The 14,190-nt window shown below is 77.3% G+C and carries 19 protein-coding genes; 5 read left to right on the top strand and 14 right to left on the bottom strand.

The window, feature by feature from the left end:
• Window positions 1–181 precede the first annotated feature (181 nt).
• On the bottom strand, window positions 182–577 hold the full coding sequence (locus VER05_RS19820) for a hypothetical protein (protein ID WP_324847023.1): 396 nt from the start codon (window positions 575–577) through the stop codon (window positions 182–184).
• 79 nt (window positions 578–656) lie between these two features.
• Here VER05_RS19820 and VER05_RS19815 point away from each other — a divergent pair, with 79 nt between their 5' ends.
• Window positions 657–1,199: a DapH/DapD/GlmU-related protein gene (locus tag VER05_RS19815; protein ID WP_324847022.1), complete on the top strand. Its 543-nt coding sequence runs from the start codon at window positions 657–659 to the stop codon at window positions 1,197–1,199.
• A 13-nt stretch (window positions 1,200–1,212) separates the two neighbouring features.
• On the opposite strand, the gene VER05_RS19810 is transcribed toward VER05_RS19815, so the two are convergent.
• Window positions 1,213–1,500: a helix-turn-helix transcriptional regulator gene (locus tag VER05_RS19810; RefSeq protein ID WP_324847021.1), complete on the bottom strand. Its 288-nt coding sequence runs from the start codon at window positions 1,498–1,500 to the stop codon at window positions 1,213–1,215.
• Between the two features lie 68 nt (window positions 1,501–1,568).
• On the opposite strand from VER05_RS19810, the gene map reads away from it, so the two are divergent.
• The 3 genes from map to VER05_RS19795 all read left to right on the top strand — a co-directional run bounded on the left by map (window position 1,569) and on the right by VER05_RS19795 (window position 3,687).
• Window positions 1,569–2,336 carry a type I methionyl aminopeptidase gene (gene map / locus VER05_RS19805; RefSeq protein ID WP_324847024.1) on the top strand — a complete coding sequence of 256 codons (768 nt, stop codon included), beginning with the start codon at window positions 1,569–1,571 and terminating at the stop codon, window positions 2,334–2,336.
• 96 nt (window positions 2,337–2,432) lie between these two features.
• Window positions 2,433–3,110: a hypothetical protein gene (locus tag VER05_RS19800; RefSeq protein ID WP_324847020.1), complete on the top strand. Its 678-nt coding sequence runs from the start codon at window positions 2,433–2,435 to the stop codon at window positions 3,108–3,110.
• Window positions 3,111–3,174: 64 nt separating this feature from the next.
• Entirely contained in the window at window positions 3,175–3,687 is a 513-nt protein-coding gene (locus VER05_RS19795; RefSeq protein ID WP_324847019.1) for a MarR family winged helix-turn-helix transcriptional regulator, read from the top strand.
• 49 nt (window positions 3,688–3,736) lie between these two features.
• Here VER05_RS19795 and VER05_RS19790 read toward each other — a convergent pair whose 3' ends face one another.
• The 5 genes from VER05_RS19790 to VER05_RS19770 all read right to left on the bottom strand — a co-directional run bounded on the left by VER05_RS19790 (window position 3,737) and on the right by VER05_RS19770 (window position 8,354).
• On the bottom strand, window positions 3,737–4,810 hold the full coding sequence (locus VER05_RS19790; protein ID WP_324847018.1) for an alkene reductase: 1,074 nt from the start codon (window positions 4,808–4,810) through the stop codon (window positions 3,737–3,739).
• A gap of 76 nt (window positions 4,811–4,886) precedes the next feature.
• A complete protein-coding gene (locus VER05_RS19785; RefSeq protein WP_324847017.1) occupies window positions 4,887–5,444 on the bottom strand; it encodes a DinB family protein in 558 nt (185 codons plus the stop codon).
• A gap of 59 nt (window positions 5,445–5,503) precedes the next feature.
• Window positions 5,504–6,265: a phosphotransferase gene (locus tag VER05_RS19780; RefSeq protein WP_324847016.1), complete on the bottom strand. Its 762-nt coding sequence runs from the start codon at window positions 6,263–6,265 to the stop codon at window positions 5,504–5,506.
• A 54-nt stretch (window positions 6,266–6,319) separates the two neighbouring features.
• Window positions 6,320–7,780, bottom strand: a complete 1,461-nt coding sequence (locus VER05_RS19775) for an MATE family efflux transporter (RefSeq protein ID WP_324847015.1) — start codon at window positions 7,778–7,780, stop codon at window positions 6,320–6,322.
• Between the two features lie 133 nt (window positions 7,781–7,913).
• On the bottom strand, window positions 7,914–8,354 hold the full coding sequence (locus VER05_RS19770; protein WP_324847014.1) for a MarR family winged helix-turn-helix transcriptional regulator: 441 nt from the start codon (window positions 8,352–8,354) through the stop codon (window positions 7,914–7,916).
• An 81-nt stretch (window positions 8,355–8,435) separates the two neighbouring features.
• Between VER05_RS19770 and VER05_RS19765 the strand changes: the two genes are divergently transcribed.
• Window positions 8,436–9,182 (top strand): class I SAM-dependent methyltransferase, encoded by a 747-nt coding sequence (locus VER05_RS19765; protein WP_324847013.1) that lies wholly within the window; start codon window positions 8,436–8,438, stop codon window positions 9,180–9,182.
• A 49-nt stretch (window positions 9,183–9,231) separates the two neighbouring features.
• Here the strand turns inward: VER05_RS19765 and VER05_RS19760 are convergent, their stop codons facing one another.
• From VER05_RS19760 to VER05_RS19730, 7 genes are all read right to left on the bottom strand, one after another.
• Window positions 9,232–9,633 carry a pyridoxamine 5'-phosphate oxidase family protein gene (locus VER05_RS19760; RefSeq protein WP_324847012.1) on the bottom strand — a complete coding sequence of 134 codons (402 nt, stop codon included), beginning with the start codon at window positions 9,631–9,633 and terminating at the stop codon, window positions 9,232–9,234.
• A 64-nt stretch (window positions 9,634–9,697) separates the two neighbouring features.
• Window positions 9,698–10,234 (bottom strand): cysteine hydrolase family protein, encoded by a 537-nt coding sequence (locus tag VER05_RS19755; RefSeq protein ID WP_324847011.1) that lies wholly within the window; start codon window positions 10,232–10,234, stop codon window positions 9,698–9,700.
• A gap of 41 nt (window positions 10,235–10,275) precedes the next feature.
• Window positions 10,276–11,292: a diacylglycerol/lipid kinase family protein gene (locus tag VER05_RS19750; protein WP_324847010.1), complete on the bottom strand. Its 1,017-nt coding sequence runs from the start codon at window positions 11,290–11,292 to the stop codon at window positions 10,276–10,278.
• 101 nt (window positions 11,293–11,393) lie between these two features.
• The gene (locus tag VER05_RS19745) at window positions 11,394–12,356 is read right to left on the bottom strand and encodes an NAD-dependent epimerase/dehydratase family protein (RefSeq protein WP_324847009.1); all 963 of its coding nucleotides are present in this window, start codon (window positions 12,354–12,356) and stop codon (window positions 11,394–11,396) included.
• Between the two features lie 25 nt (window positions 12,357–12,381).
• Entirely contained in the window at window positions 12,382–13,029 is a 648-nt protein-coding gene (locus VER05_RS19740) for a helix-turn-helix domain-containing protein (RefSeq protein ID WP_324847008.1), read from the bottom strand.
• A gap of 5 nt (window positions 13,030–13,034) precedes the next feature.
• Window positions 13,035–13,469 carry a VOC family protein gene (locus VER05_RS19735; protein ID WP_324847007.1) on the bottom strand — a complete coding sequence of 145 codons (435 nt, stop codon included), beginning with the start codon at window positions 13,467–13,469 and terminating at the stop codon, window positions 13,035–13,037.
• A 91-nt stretch (window positions 13,470–13,560) separates the two neighbouring features.
• Window positions 13,561–14,190 (bottom strand): class I SAM-dependent methyltransferase (locus VER05_RS19730; protein ID WP_324847006.1); only part of this gene is annotated, 630 nt, incomplete at its 5' end.

The following is a 14,190-nucleotide window of genomic DNA, read 5'->3' as shown; positions in this document are numbered from 1 at the left end:
GACCCGGTGCCCGGGCTGTTCTGGGTGTGCGTGGCCGTGGTGATCGCGTGCGGGGTGGTCGTCGCGGTCAGCGAGTACCGCCGCGTGCGGCGCGACCCGCGGCTGCCGGAGTACCGCGGGGAGCGGCCGCCGACCTGAGCGACCAGCATCCAGCGGGGCGGGCCGCAGCGCGAGCGCCCGGCTAGGGGATCTCGGGATGCGCCGCGAGGTACGCCTCCGCGACGGGGACGACGGCGCGCATGTGCGCGAGCCGCGCCTCGAGCTCGTCGCGGAACATCGCGAGCACCGTCGCCTGCGCGGCGGCCAGCGCGTCGGCCATCCGTGGCACGAAGTCGACCTCGGTCTTGCACCGGACGTCCGTCACGGCGAGCGCCACGCTGTCGCGGTCCCACCGGCTGGTCGACGCCCCCGCGACGGCGTAGCCGCTGTCGCCGCCGGCGGGCAACTGGCGGTCGCGGTCCAGGGCGACGGGGGCGACCTCGTCGGCGGGGGCGGCCGGACCGGGCGCGGCGGGCGGCGCGTGCCCGGCGGCCTCGAACCTCTCACGCAGGAAGTCCACGCCGTCCGCGCTGCTCATCGTGGTCACACCGGAGAAGACGCAACGGCGCGCGGATCGGTTGCGTCGGGGCCCGGTCCCGCTGCGGGATGATCGCGGGGTGCCCGGCGACCTCCTCCTGCGGATCCACAGCCCCGAGTTCCGGGCGATGTCCGCGCGCGTGCTGCGCGCGACCGAGCTGACGTCCCGGCTGAACGTCCTGCCGTTCGACGACGAGGGAGGGCGCGCCGCGCTGCTGGCGCAGATCCTCGGCCGGCCGGTGCCGGACGGCGTGACCATCTACCCGCCGTTCTTCACCGACCACGGCCTGAACCTGGACCTCGGCGAGCGGGTGTTCGTCAACCAGAACTGCACGTTCCTCGACTACGCCGGCATCCGGCTCGGGCCGCGGGTCATGGTCGCGCCGCGGGTCACCTTCGTGACGGTCGGGCACCCCGTCGACACCGACGACCGGCGGGTGTGGCTCACCGGCGGCCCGATCGACGTCGGGGAGAACGCCTGGATCGGCGCGGGGGCGACCACCCTGCCCGGGGTGACGATCGGGCGGGACGCGGTCATCGCGGCGGGCGCGGTCGTCGCGGAGGACGTGCCGGAGCGCAGCCTGGTCGCCGGCGGCAAGGCGGTCGTGCGCCGGACCTGGTGAGCCGGTCCGGCGGTCAGGAGGCGATGCGCGCGCCGCCGCCCGCGAGCGCCGGCTCCTCGGTGCGCCGGAGCTCGGCCCACACCGCGTCGAGCGACAGCCCGAGCACCTCGGCGACCGCCGCGACCGTCGGGAACGCCGGCGTCGCGACCCGGCCGGACTCGATCTTGCGGAGCGTCTCGGGGGAGACCCCGGCGTCCAGCGCGACGGCGAGCACCGTCCGCTCGCCGCGGGCCCGGCGCAGCAGCGCGCCGAGCCGGCGGCCGCGCGCGACGTCGTCGGGGGTGAGCGGGAGCCTGACCATGCCCGGGATTCTAGTACCGGGATAGTATGAACGGGATAGTTATCCGCAGGATGCTGGAAGGCCGCACGATGATCGAGATCCTCAACCCCGCCGAGCTGGACCGGGCCCGCGCGACCGGCGCCCTGGTCGCGTCCATCCTGCGCACGATGCAGGAGCGCAGCACGGTCGGGACCAACCTGCTGGAGATCGACGCGTGGACGGAGGCGATGATCGCCGACGCCGGCGCGGAGTCCTGCTACGTGGACTACGCCCCGTCCTTCGGGCGCGGGCCGTTCGGCCACTACATCTGCACCTCGGTCAACGACGCGGTGCTGCACGGCAAGCCGCGCGACTACGCGCTCGCCGACGGCGACCTGCTGACCCTGGACCTCGCGGTCTCGCTCGACGGGATCGTCGCCGACTCCGCCGTCAGCTTCGTCGTCGGCAGGACGCAGCCGGCCGAGAGCCTGGCGCTGATCGACGCCACCGAGCGCGCCCTGGCCGCCGGGATCGCGGCCGCCGGGCCGGGCGCGCGGATCGGCGACCTGTCGCACGCGATCGGCACCGTCCTCACCGCCGCCGGGTACACGGTGAACACCGAGTTCGGCGGGCACGGCGTGGGGTCGACGATGCACCAGGACCCGCACATCGCGAACACCGGTCGGGCGGGCCGCGGCTACACCCTGCGACCGGGGCTGCTGCTGGCGATCGAGCCGTGGGTCATGGCCGACACCGACGAGCTGGTCACGGACGCCGACGGGTGGACGCTGCGCAGCGCGACCGGCGCGCGGACGGCGCACAGCGAGCACACCGTCGCGATCACCGAGGACGGGGCCGAGGTCCTCACGCTGCGCTGACCCGGGCGCGGCGGCCGGGTGCACGTCCTGTGCGCGTTCGCGGTGCGTCGTGCGGAACGGCGGCGTCCGGCGTCCGCGCCCCCTAGCGTCCGGCGCATGGGGATCCTGGTCGAGCCCGATCCGGGGCGGGCGGCGGACCCGGGCCGCGCGCGGGTGCTGCACCGCTGGTCCCGGGTGCTGCGCTGGACGGCGGCGACGGCGTTCGCGCTCCCGCTGCTGGTCGCCCGGTGGGCGGGGTCGGTCGAGGAGCCGGTCGTCATCGGGCGGGTCGTCGCCGCCCCGGAGGTCGTCGGTCCCGTGCTCGCGCTGCTCGGGACGGCCCTCGCCCTCGGCGGCGCAGCGGCCGGCCTGGCCGCCCGGGACGCGGGAGCCGCGCCCGGCAGCCGCCGCCGGCTCGTGCGGTGGCCCGTCAACGCGGGCAAGGCCGCGCTGCTCGTGGCGGGGTGGGTCGGCGCCGGCGTCGCGGTCCTGCTCGGCATGGCGGCGGGGGACGCGCGGGTGCTCGAGCCGGCCAGCCCCGGCGGGTGCCGCGTGGTCGCGGTCGAGCACCCGTACGACGGTGTCACGCTCCACCTCGTCCCCGCCGGGTCGTTCCGCGCCCGCCCCGGGGTCGCGGTCGCGGCGGCGGGCCACGCGCCCGTCTCCCTGGGCACGCACGCGCTCACCTGGGACGGCGAGGTGGGGGAGGTGGAGCTGCGCGGCGTCCTGCCGTACCCGGCGGACGCCGAGCCCGCGCGAGCCGAGGTCGACTGCACCGCGCCCAGGAGCGGCTGAGATGCGCCGGGAGGACGCCCCGCAGGCCGTCGCCCTGCGAATTCGAAACACCTATGATGGCCGCATGACCGACGCCGCGCCGCCGACCCTGGACCCCGTCGAGCTGGGCGCGTACTTCGCGCTGATCGAGGTCAGCAGCCTGCTCCGGCACACCGTCGAGCAGCAGCTGCAGGAGGCCGGGGGGCTGAGCTACGTCCAGTTCCAGCTCCTGGCCACGCTGGGCGACGCCCCGGAGGGCAGCCGGCGGATGACCGACCTCGCCGACGGCGTGGTCTACAGCCGCAGCGGCCTCACCTACCAGGCGGGCCTGCTCGAGAAGGCCGGGCTGGTGACGCGCGCGCCGTCGCCGGACGACGAGCGCGGGGTGACGGTGACGATCACGGCGGCGGGGCGCGACGTGCTCGCCCGGGTGTTCCCGGGGCACATCGGCGTGGTCCGGGACCTGCTCGTCGACCCGCTGGACCGGTCGGACGTCGAGTCCCTCGCGCGGGTGCTCGGCACGGTGCGGGACCACCTGCGCGCGAACCCGCCACGGTCGGCGGCGCCGCGCCGGAAGGCGCGGGGCGCGCGGACGTGACGCACGGTGGGGGCGCCGGGGAGCACCCCGGCGCCCCCGCCCGCGCGGGTCAGGCCGCGGCGGTCGGGTAGTCGGTGTACCCCTCGGCGCCGGCCGCGTAGAACGTGGCGGGGTCCGGGGCGTTCTCGCCGAGGTCCCGCGCCCAGCGCGCCACCAGGTCCGGGTTCGCGAGCGCCGCGCGCCCGACGGCCGCGAGGTCGACGACCCCCTCCTCGACCAGGCCGACCGCCTCGTCGCGGGTCGTGTTCATGGCGAACCCGGAGTTGCCGATCAGGGGAGCGCCCGCGCGGCGCCGGATGCCCTGGACCAGGTCGCCGCGCAGGTCACGGTGCAGCACGTCGACGAACGCGAGCCCGAGCGGGGCGAGGCCGTCCGCGAGCGCCGCGTAGGTCGCCGCGGTCACCTCGGGGTCGGTCTCGACGGCGCCCTGGATGTCGTGCTCGGGCGACAGGCGGATGCCCGTCCGGTCGGCGCCGACCTCCGCGGCGACGGCGGTGACGACCTCGACCGCGAGCCGCGCGCGGCCCTCGGCCGTGCCGCCGTAGCCGTCGGTGCGCAGGTTGCTCGCGGGGGAGAGGAACTGGTGGATCAGGTAGCCGTTCGCGCCGTGCACCTCGACGGCGTCGAGCCCGGCGTCGACGGCCCGGCGCGCGCCGGCGACGAAGCCGCGGACGACCTCCGCGATCTCGTCGGCGTCGAGCGCGTGCGGGACCGGGTGCGCGGCCTTCCCGGCCGGGGTGCGGATCTCGCCCGGCGCCGCGACCGCGCTGGCGGACACGACCCGGGCGGCGCCGGTGACGTCCGGGTGCGCGATGCGGCCGCCGTGCATGATCTGCATCGCGATCCGGCCGCCCGCGGCGTGCACGCCGTCGGCGACCCGGGCCCAGCCCGCCGCCTGCTCGGCGGTCTCGATGCCCGGCTGGCCGGTCCAGGTGCGCCCCTCGACCACCGGGTAGGTGCCCTCGGTGAGGATGAGGCCCATGCCGGCGCGCTGGCGGTAGTGCTCGACGAGCAGGTCGCCGGGCACGGCCGCCTGGCCGGCGCGGAGCCGGGTGAGCGGGGCCATGACGACGCGGTTGGCCAGCGGGACGCGGCCGACGGTGGTGGGGTCGAAGATCTTCACGCAGGAGGGAGCGCCGCCCGGGCGCCCGCTGTTCCGTGACGTGCGCCACCGGCGTCCGAGGGCCGGACCTCCCGCGCTACTGGCCGACGCGGCCGTCGATGCACTCCCGCAGCAGGTCGGCGTGCCCGCAGTGCCGGGCGTACTCCTCGATCCGGTGGACCTGGAGCTCGCGGACCGCGATGCCGTCGGGGCCGAGTCGCTCGCCCAGGTCGGGGTGCCCGGCGACGGCCGCGTCGGTCGCGGCCTGCTCCCGGGCGAGGTCGGCGAACGCGGCCGCCACCACCTCCGGGTCGGGGACCGCGCCGAGGAAGTCCGCGTCCGCGCCGCCGTACAGGCGCGGCGGCGCGTCGCCCGGCGTGAGCCAGCCGCGCCAGTCCCGCTCGACCTCCGCCAGGTGCCGCACGAGGCCGAGCAGCGACAGCGTCGACGGCGGCACGGACCGGCGGGCGAGCTGGTCGGCGTCGAGGTCGTCGCACTTCATCAGGAGCGTCGTCCGGTACCGCCCGAGGTAGTCGACGAGCGTGGGCTGCTCGCCGTCGGGGCTGACCCCGTCGCTGTTCCGCGGGTCGTCGGCCGGGTCGACCCACATGCCGGGGTAGACGGTGGCCCGGGTCCACCGGGCGGGCTGGTCCATCGGCCCATGCTCGTCCCGGGGCGCCGCGCGGGCCAGGGAATTGCCGGCCCGCGCCGGGCTCAGGCGCCCCCGCCGAGCGCCGCCGCCCGGGACTCCACCCACGCGGCGTCGTCGAGGTACAGCGCGACGTGCCCGAGCAACCGCGCGTCGCCGTCGGCGCGGTCCCGCGTGAACCGCGCGAGCGCGCGCAGCCGGACCGGGACGACGTCGAGCACGGCGCGCGGCGCCACGCCGCCGTACGCGCGGCAGAGCAGGTCGAGCCGGCGCCGGCGCTCGGCGAGCGGGACCGGGCCCGGGTCGGCGCCCGCCGGCCCCAGCGGGACCAGCCGGTACGCGAGGTAGGCCAGGTCCCAGGCGCGCGGCCCGGGCGCCGCGGTGTCCCAGTCGATCAGCGCCACGAGCCGACCGTCCCGGAACACCATGTTGTCGGGCGAGGTGTCGCTGTGGCAGATCACCTCGGCCGGCTCGCGCGCCGGGAGCCGCCACACGGCGCCGGCGCGGTCGAACGACGTCGAGGCGTCGTGCACCCGGCGGAGGAGCGCCGCGGCGTCGGCGAGCACGTGGTCCCGCCACACCCACCCCGGCAGGGGGTACGCCGGGACGTCGCCCGGCACCAGGCCGGTGACGTCCCGGCCCCGGTCGTCGACGCCGAGCGGGGCCGGCACGCCCGGGACGCCGGCCGCGCGCAGGTGGGCGAGCAGGCGCTGGACCGTCGGCGTCCACGGGCCGGCGGCGCGGCGGACGGTGTCGCCGGACCGGACCGCGCCGCCCATGCCGCCGCCGGGGAGCGGGGCCTCCGCGGCCGGGGTGGTCTCGTGCACGCGGCGATCGTCGCGCGCCCCGGGGGCGGCTGGCCAGCGCATTCCGCGAGGCCGTCAGGCCGCCGCCGCCAGCGCCTCCTCGGCGCGCGCCGGGCTGCCGGCGGCGATCCCGCGGTCGATCGCCCGTCGCGTGGTCAGCAGGAGGACCGCCCCGGCGCCGAGCACGGCGACCTCGGTCGCGGTCAGCGCCCAGATGATCCCCGGCAGCCCGAACCAGAGGTCGCCCAGCAGCACCACCGGCACGAACAGCACGCCCTGCGTCACGGACATGACCGTCGCCGCGAGCGCCTGCCCGGTCGCCTGGAACAGCGACGTGATGAGGCCGGTGAACCCGTTGGCGATCATCGCCGTGAGCTGCGCCGCCAGGACCGTGACGCCCAGCGCGAGCACCGAGCGGTCGGTGAGGAACGCGGCGAGGACGGTGTCCCGGAACAGGAACACCACCGCCGAGAACAGGATCGCCACGCCGCCGACGGCGACCGCCGACGTGCGCAGGGCCGCGGCCAGCCGCTCCCGGTCGCCCCTGCCGTACGCGTAGGCGAGCAGCGGCAGCACGCCCAGCGTCACGCCCATCACCAGGAACTCCGGCACCTGGGCGATCCGGACGGCGACGCCCATGGCGGCGAGCGGGCCGTCGCCGTACCCGGCGGCGAGGTTGTTGAGGACGAGGGCCGTGACGACGAGGAACGCGGACTGCAGCAGCGTCCCGACGCCGACGCCCAGGACCGGCCTGAGCACCGACGGCGCCAGGGTGAACCAGCGCGGCGCCAGGCTCAGCTGCGCGCTGTTCCGGGTGAGCCACGTCGCGAAGTAGCCGACCGTCACCAGGTTCGCGAGCCCGACGGCCAGCGCGGCCCCGGCGACGCCGAGGTGCAGGCCGAGGATGAACAGCGCGTCGAACGCGACGTTGGCGATCGTCGAGGCGATCAGGCCGACCATCACCTGGCGGGCGGCGCCCTCCGCGCGGACGAGCTGCTCCAGGCACACGGCCGCGGCGAGGACGGGGACGAACGCCAGCAGGATGCCGACGAAGGTGGTCGTCGCGTGCTGCGCGGCCCGGTCCGCCCCGAGCAGCGCGACGAGCGGGTCGAGCAGGAGCAGCCCCGCGGCCCCGACGACCACGCCGACGACGGCGGTGCCCCACAGGGCGAAGGCCGACACCCGCCGGATGTCGGCCGCGCGCCCGGCGTCGTGCGCGGACGCGCCGAGCAGCCGGGACACCAGCGCCCCGCCGCCGACGCCGAACACGTTGCCGATCGCCATGACCAGCGCCAGGACGGGCGAGCCGAGGGTCACTGCCGCGAGCAGGGCGTCGTCGTGCAGCGAGCCGATGAACCCCGCGTTGATCACGTTGTCGACCGCGCCGACGATCATCGCCGCCGCCATCGGCACGCACAGGTGCACGAGGGCGCTGACGACGGGCGCGGTGGACAGGAACCAGCGGTCGGTGCCGGGGGCGTCGCCCGGGACGGCGGCCTCGGCCGGGTCGGGGGTGGTGGGGGTCGTGGTGCGCATGGCTGCTCCGTTTCAGGGCAGGGCGAAGCGCGCGGCGGGCGCCGCGTGGGTGCACGGGGTCGGGGGAGGCGCGCGAGGGCGCGGGGTGCCGCCGCGCGGACGGGCCGCGCGGTGGGGACGGGTCGGGGGGCGGTCAGTCCCGGGTCGGGCGTGGGAGCGCGGCCGTGACCTTCTGGAGCAGGGCGTGCAGGCTGTCGCGCTCGGCCGGGTCGAGCGGCGCGAGGATCGTGTCGTCGGCCGCCGCCACCGCGGACGCGAAGCCCGCGACGAGCTCGGCGCCCTCCGGCGTGGCGTGGACGCGCTTGCTGCGCTCGTCGCCCGGCTCGGTGCGGCGCTCGACCAGGCCGCGGGCCTCGAGGCCCTTGAGCAGGCTCGACACGCTCGCGGCGCTGGTCCGGGTGATCGCGGCGATCTCCCGCTGGATCGTCCCGGGGTGCTGCGCCAGGTAGCCGAGCACGAAGGCCTGCTCGTGGCTGAGGCCGCGGCTGCGGACCCAGTCCTCGCCGGCCCTGCGCTGCGCCCAGCCGATCCAGCGGACCAGGTCGAGGGTCGTGGTGAGCTCGGGCGCGTCCATGTCGAGAACCTAAGCGTTAGGACTCTAACTGTCAATCCTCGAAGTGCTGCGCGCGAGACGGTCGCGCCTACGCTGCGGAGCATGCCGGGTCCCGGGCACTTCGACGCCCACGCCGACGCGTACGACCGCGGGCGGCCGCCGTACCCGCCGGCGCTCTGGGCGCGGCTGCGCGACCTCCGGCTGCTGCGTCCCGGCGTGCGCGTGCTCGAGCTGGGCGCCGGGACGGGCCAGGCGACGGGGCCGATGGTCGAGGCCGGCGCGTCGGTGGTGGCGGTCGAGCCGGGGGAGCGGCTCGCGGCCCGGCTGCGCGGGCGGTGGCCGCAGGTCCGGGTGGCGGTCGGGAACGCCGAGGAGGTCGACCTGGAGCCGGGCGCGTTCGACCTGGCGGTCGCCGCCACCGCCGTGCACTGGTTCGACCTCGGCACCGTCCTGCCCCGGGTGCACCGGGCGCTCGCGCCGGACGGGCACCTGGCGGTGTGGCGCACCGGCTACGGCGACCCGGACGCGCCGGTGACGCCGTTCCGCGAGCGGGTCGGCGCGATCGTCGCGGCCCGGCGGGCGCCCGCGCCCCGGCCGGGGCCGGGGGAGCTCGACGACGCGGCGTGGGCGGAGCGGCTGGCGGGCGGCGGGCTGTTCCGCGTCGTGCACCGGGACCGGTTCCGGTGGGCGGTCGACCTGGACGCCGACCGGGTGCGGGACCTGTTCACCACGTTCAGCGACTGGACGCCGGAGGAGGCGGACGCCGCCGCCCGGGCCGCGGCCGACCTGGGCGGGACCGTGCGGGAGCGCTACGTGACCCCGCTGGTGGTGCTGCGCCGGGTCGCGTGACCGGCGCGCGAGGCGGGGTCGCCTCGAGCTGCCCACGCCGCCCCGCCGGTCAGGCCAGGTCGCGCGACGACATCGCCCGGTCGGCCGCGATCCGGAGCACGACCCGCTCGACGGCGGGGTTCGGCGGGCGGTAACGCTGCTCGTAGCGGCGCAGCGCCTCGGCGATCTCCGCGGGCTCGTCGGCGACCTCGACGGTGCCCTCCAGCGTGAGCCAGCGGCGGCCGTCGACCTGGCACAGTGCCGCGCGGCCCGGCGCGCCGTCGACGCGCCGGCGGGCGTTCACCGCCTTCTGGGTCGTCGGCTTCGTGGTCACGCGCGCGACCCCGGCCACCTCGTCCCAGGTGAACGCGACGGGCACGACGTGCGGGGTCCCGTCGGCCCGCAGGGTGGTGAGCGTCGCGAGGTGGCGCTCGGTGACGAACGCGAGCCGGGGGGCGGAGAGGCGGAGCACGCGGGGAAGCGTACGGGTGGCCGGGCGGCGGCGCGCCCCGGCGACGACGCCCCCGCCTGGTCCGCTACCCGAGGGCGACGCGGTCGTGCGGCTCGGCCGCGTACCGGCGCCCGGGGTACCGCAGGCCGCGGAAGTACAGGGTGGTGTGCGCGACGATCTGCTCGCCGGAGATCCGGACGCCGTCGTCCTGGGCGTCGGTGGTGGTGTGCGCGTCGCTGACCAGCGTCACGTCGAACCCGCGGACGGCCGCCGACTGCGTGGTCGTGCGGATGCAGTAGTCGCTCTGCGCCCCGGCGACGACGAGCCGGGTCGCGCCCAGGCCCGCGAGGACGTCGCCGACGTCGGTCCCGGCGAACGAGTCCCGGTACTCCTTGCCGACCAGCGGCTCGTCGGCGCGGCGGGCGAGCGGCGGGGCCAGCTGCCAGTCGGGGGAGCCGACCGCGAACCCGCCGTGGTCCTGCACCCACACCACCGGGACGCCCTCGGCTCGCGCGCGGTCCACGAGGGTCGCCGTGCGGGCGACGACGCCGTCGGCGTCCACGCAGCCGTCCAGGACGCCGGCCTGCAGGTCGATGACGAGGAGGGCGGTGCGCGCGGTCACCCCGGCATGCTGCCAGAGCCCGGCCGCGCCGGGCCACCGGCCTACCGCCCGAGCCGCTCCGACCCCTCGGACAGGTCCGCGCTGCGCTCGGGCCGCGGCACGCACAGCTCGAGGGCCCGCGGCCGGACCGTCACGGTGAGCGAGCGCCCCGGGTCGATGACGTCTCCGTCGACCTGCCGCCGCTCCTCGCGGTCGCTCACCACCCGGATCCGCTCGGCCCGCAGGACGTCCAGGTGCGCGACGCGGTGCGGGTGCCGCAGGACCCCCCAGGCCGTCTGGATCCAGTGGCCGATCGTGCGCGGGGCGAGGACGGCGACGTCCATCTGCCCGTTGTCGGGCTCGGCGTCGGCGAGCAGCCGCACCCCGCCCTGCAGGCGCCCGACGTTGCCGATCAGGACCGAGCGCGCGCGCCGCCGCACCGGCGGGCGGTCGTCGAGGTGGATCTCCAGGTGCATGCTGCGGTCGCGCAGGTGCTTCAGCGCCGACACCACGTAGGCGACCGGCCCGGCCTTCGCCTTGAGCGCGGTGGAGGCGTCGTCCAGCAGCGCGGCGTCGAACCCCATGCCCGCCATCACCGCGAACGTGCGGCCGTCGGCCTCGCCGACGTCGATGCGGCGCCGGCCGTGCTCGGTGGCGATCTGCACGGCCGCGGCCGGGTCGTCCGGCACGCCGAGGTTCGCGGCGAGCAGGTTGCCGGTCCCGGCGGGGAGCACCGCGAGGGCGACGTCCGTGCCCGCCAGGCCCTCGACGCAGGACCGCACCGTGCCGTCGCCGCCGCAGGCGAACACCACCTGCATGCCGTCCTCGACCGCCCGGCGCGCCTGCCCCGCACCCGGGTCCTCCGCGGTGGTCTCGACCCACTCGGGCAGCGGCCACCCGGCCTCGCTCAGCGCCGCCTCGACCGCGGCCCGCCGCTCCGCCAGGCCGTCGACCCGCACGGGGTTGTAGATCACCACCGAGCGCAGCGGGCCGGCGTCGCGCGCGAGCGAGGCGTCGGCGGGGCGGCGGTCGTCGGCGGTCGCGTCGGGCGTCGCGTCGGCGGGGCCGGTCGGGGTCATGGGGCTCGTCCTCCGGTGCAGCGGCGGGGCGCGGGGTGCCCGCGCGGTCACGACCCGCAGTGGAACACGCCGCGGGACGTCCGGCGCGTCGAGCGGCCCGCTCAGCCCAGGGCCGCGAGCAGGCCGGCCTCCTCGTCGGGGGTGAGCCCCGCGCGGCGCGGCCGGCCGACGCCGCGCGCCACCTCGTCGCGCAGCACGCGCCCGACCACCTCGGCCAGGTCCGGGTCCCGGCCGCCGGCCGCGCGGTACCGGGCGCCCGACCGCCGCGCGAACCCGGAGGCCGACGCGGGGAGCCACAGGGGGAGCGAGCGCGGGCCCGCCCAGTACCGGACGTCGTGCGAAGTCAGCCAGTCGTCCTCCGCGGGCACGAGCGCGCCGGTGAACCCGGTCGCCGCGCGCACGGCGTCGACGAGCTCCGCGAACGGCCGGCTCGACCCCACGGCGTTCACCGGTCCGGTCGCGCCGTCCTCGCCCGCGCGCACGAGCCACGCGGCGAGGTCGTCGACGTCGACGACCTGCACCCGCCGGCCGGCGCTGGTCGGCACCAGCACGCGGCCGCCGCGCAGCAGGCGGGCGGCCCAGTACCCGAACCGGTCCGACGGATCGCCGGGCCCGACGACCAGCCCGGGCCGCGCGACGAGCAGCCGGTCGGCCAGCCGCGCCGCCGCTGCCCGCTCCGCCGCCACCTTCGCGTCGGGGTACTCCGTCAGGTCCCGGGGCTCGACGAGGTCGGCCGACTCGTCCGCGTCCGGCTCGTCGTCCCGGCGGTACACCGACACCGTCGACACCAGGGTCCAGTGCCGCGCGCGGTCGGCGAGCGCGTCCAGGGCGCCGGTGACGAGCGCGGGCTCGTACGCCACCTCGACGACCTCGTCCCACTCGCCGGCGAGCGCGTCGTAGGCGCCGGGGCGGCACCGGTCGGCCCGGACCAGCCGGGCGCCCGCGGGCGCGGCGCCGGACGTGCCCCGGGCGAGGCAGGTCACCTCGGCGCCGCGCGCCACGGCCTCGCGCGCGACCGCGCGCCCGAGCCACGCCGTGCCGCCGAGGACCAGGACCCGTCGCATCGGCCCAGTCAACACGCGGCGCTCGTCAGGCCGCCAGGTGGAACGTCCGCGCGAACCGGTCGAGCAGGTCGCCCGGTCCGCGCAGCACCTCGACCACCCCGGCCGCGATCGCGCCGGCCGGGTCGAGCTCGCCCGAGATGAGCCGCCGGATGCCGGGCCCGGCCGCGAACGCGAGGTCCGCGGCCTCGGCGCCGCCGCCCCGCGCCACCGCCAGTGCCGGCCCGTCGACCCGCACCAGCAGGTCGGCGGGCCCGACGCGGGCGGCGTACGCGGTCGGCGGGAGGCCCGCGGCGACGTCCGGGCGGAACGCGGTCCGCAGCGCCACCGCCATCGAGTCGGGCGTGACGACCTGCCCCTCCCGGGGGTCGCCCATCGCCTTGAACCCCCACGCCCCGAGCGCGAGCACGACGGGCTCCAGCTCGCGCCCGTACGGCGTGAGCTCGTAGACGATCACCCGGGAGCGTGGCGCCCGCCGGATCACGCCGGCCTCCTGCAGCTCCTTGAGCCGCGCCGCCAGCACGTTGCTCGGGATGCGGGGGAGTCCCGCGGCGAGCTCGCCGTAGCGGCGCGGCCCGACGAGCAGGTCGCGCACGATCAGCAGCGCCCAGCGCTCGCCCACGAGCTCCAGCCCGCGGGTGACGCCGCAGTACTGCCCGTAGTCGCGCGCGGCCACCGGTCTCAGGCCTGCTGGTCGGCGACGGCCGCGGGGCCGTTCGCGGCGGCGACCGGGTCCATCCAGCCGAACTCGAGCAGGTTGCCGTCCGGGTCGGCGATCTGCCGCTGGTACATGAAGCCGTAGTCGGCGGCGGGTCGCTCCTCGACGCCGCCCGCACCCACGCCCCGGTCGATCGTGTCGTCCACCGCCTCGCGGCTGTCGAGGAAGATCGCCGTGGTCGCCGAGACGGTCGTCGACGGGTCGCCGATCGGGCGGTCGCTGAAGGTCTGGAAGTAGTCCCGGGTCACGAGCATGACGTAGCCGTGGTCCTCCTCGACGACGACGCACGCGGCGTTGTGGTCGGTGAACAGCGGGTTGATCGTGAACCCGACCGCCTCGTAGAACGCCTTCGCGCGCTCGAGGTCGGTCACCGGCAGGTTGACGAAGATCGCGGACATGGTGCTCTCCCTCGGACGCGGCTGACTGTGACGCAGACCACACTTGCAAAAAGCAAGTGCGGCGTCAAGACCCCGCGGGACCTCGCCCCGCTCAGGCCTCCGCGACGCCGACGAGCACGTGGTGCGGGTGCAGCCGGCCCCGGTCCAGCCGCGCGGCAGTGACCGCCAGCCCCGCCGCCCGCAGGGTCGCGGCCGTCTCCGCGGGGTCGAGGAAGGTGAAGGCCGAGGACCCCGCCGTGATCCGCAGCACGCGGACGGACAGCGTCTCCTGGAACGCGTTCCAGCGAGCCTTCCACCGGGGCGTGGCCGCCATCTCCTTCACCACCAGCCGACCCCCGGGGGCGAGCGCCGCGGCCGCCGCGGTGAGCACCCGGCGCTGCTGGTCGGCGGGGAGCAGATACAGCACGTCGACGACGACGACCGCGTCCCACGGGCCCGCGGGCACGTCGCCGTCGGGGGAGGCGCAGAGCCGTACGTTCGGCAGGCCGGCGGTGGCGGCGGCCCCCACGGCGACCTTGTCCGCGTCGATGTCGACCCCCACGACGGACCGCCCGGGCGCGTCGAGCGCGGCGTAGGCGGCGAACAGCCCGTGCCCGCAGCCGATCTCGAGGACCCGCCCCGCGGCGGGCAGGGTGCGCACCAGCCGCCGGAACGGGGCGCTCCACCACCGCACGTGCACGTGCACCCGGTCGGCCAGGGGCGCCCGCCGGTACAGCGCCAG

Source organism: Cellulomonas sp. (genome assembly GCF_035634735.1).
Lineage (GTDB): Bacteria > Actinomycetota > Actinomycetes > Actinomycetales > Cellulomonadaceae > Cellulomonas.
This window is presented reverse-complemented; position numbering and strand designations above follow the sequence as displayed.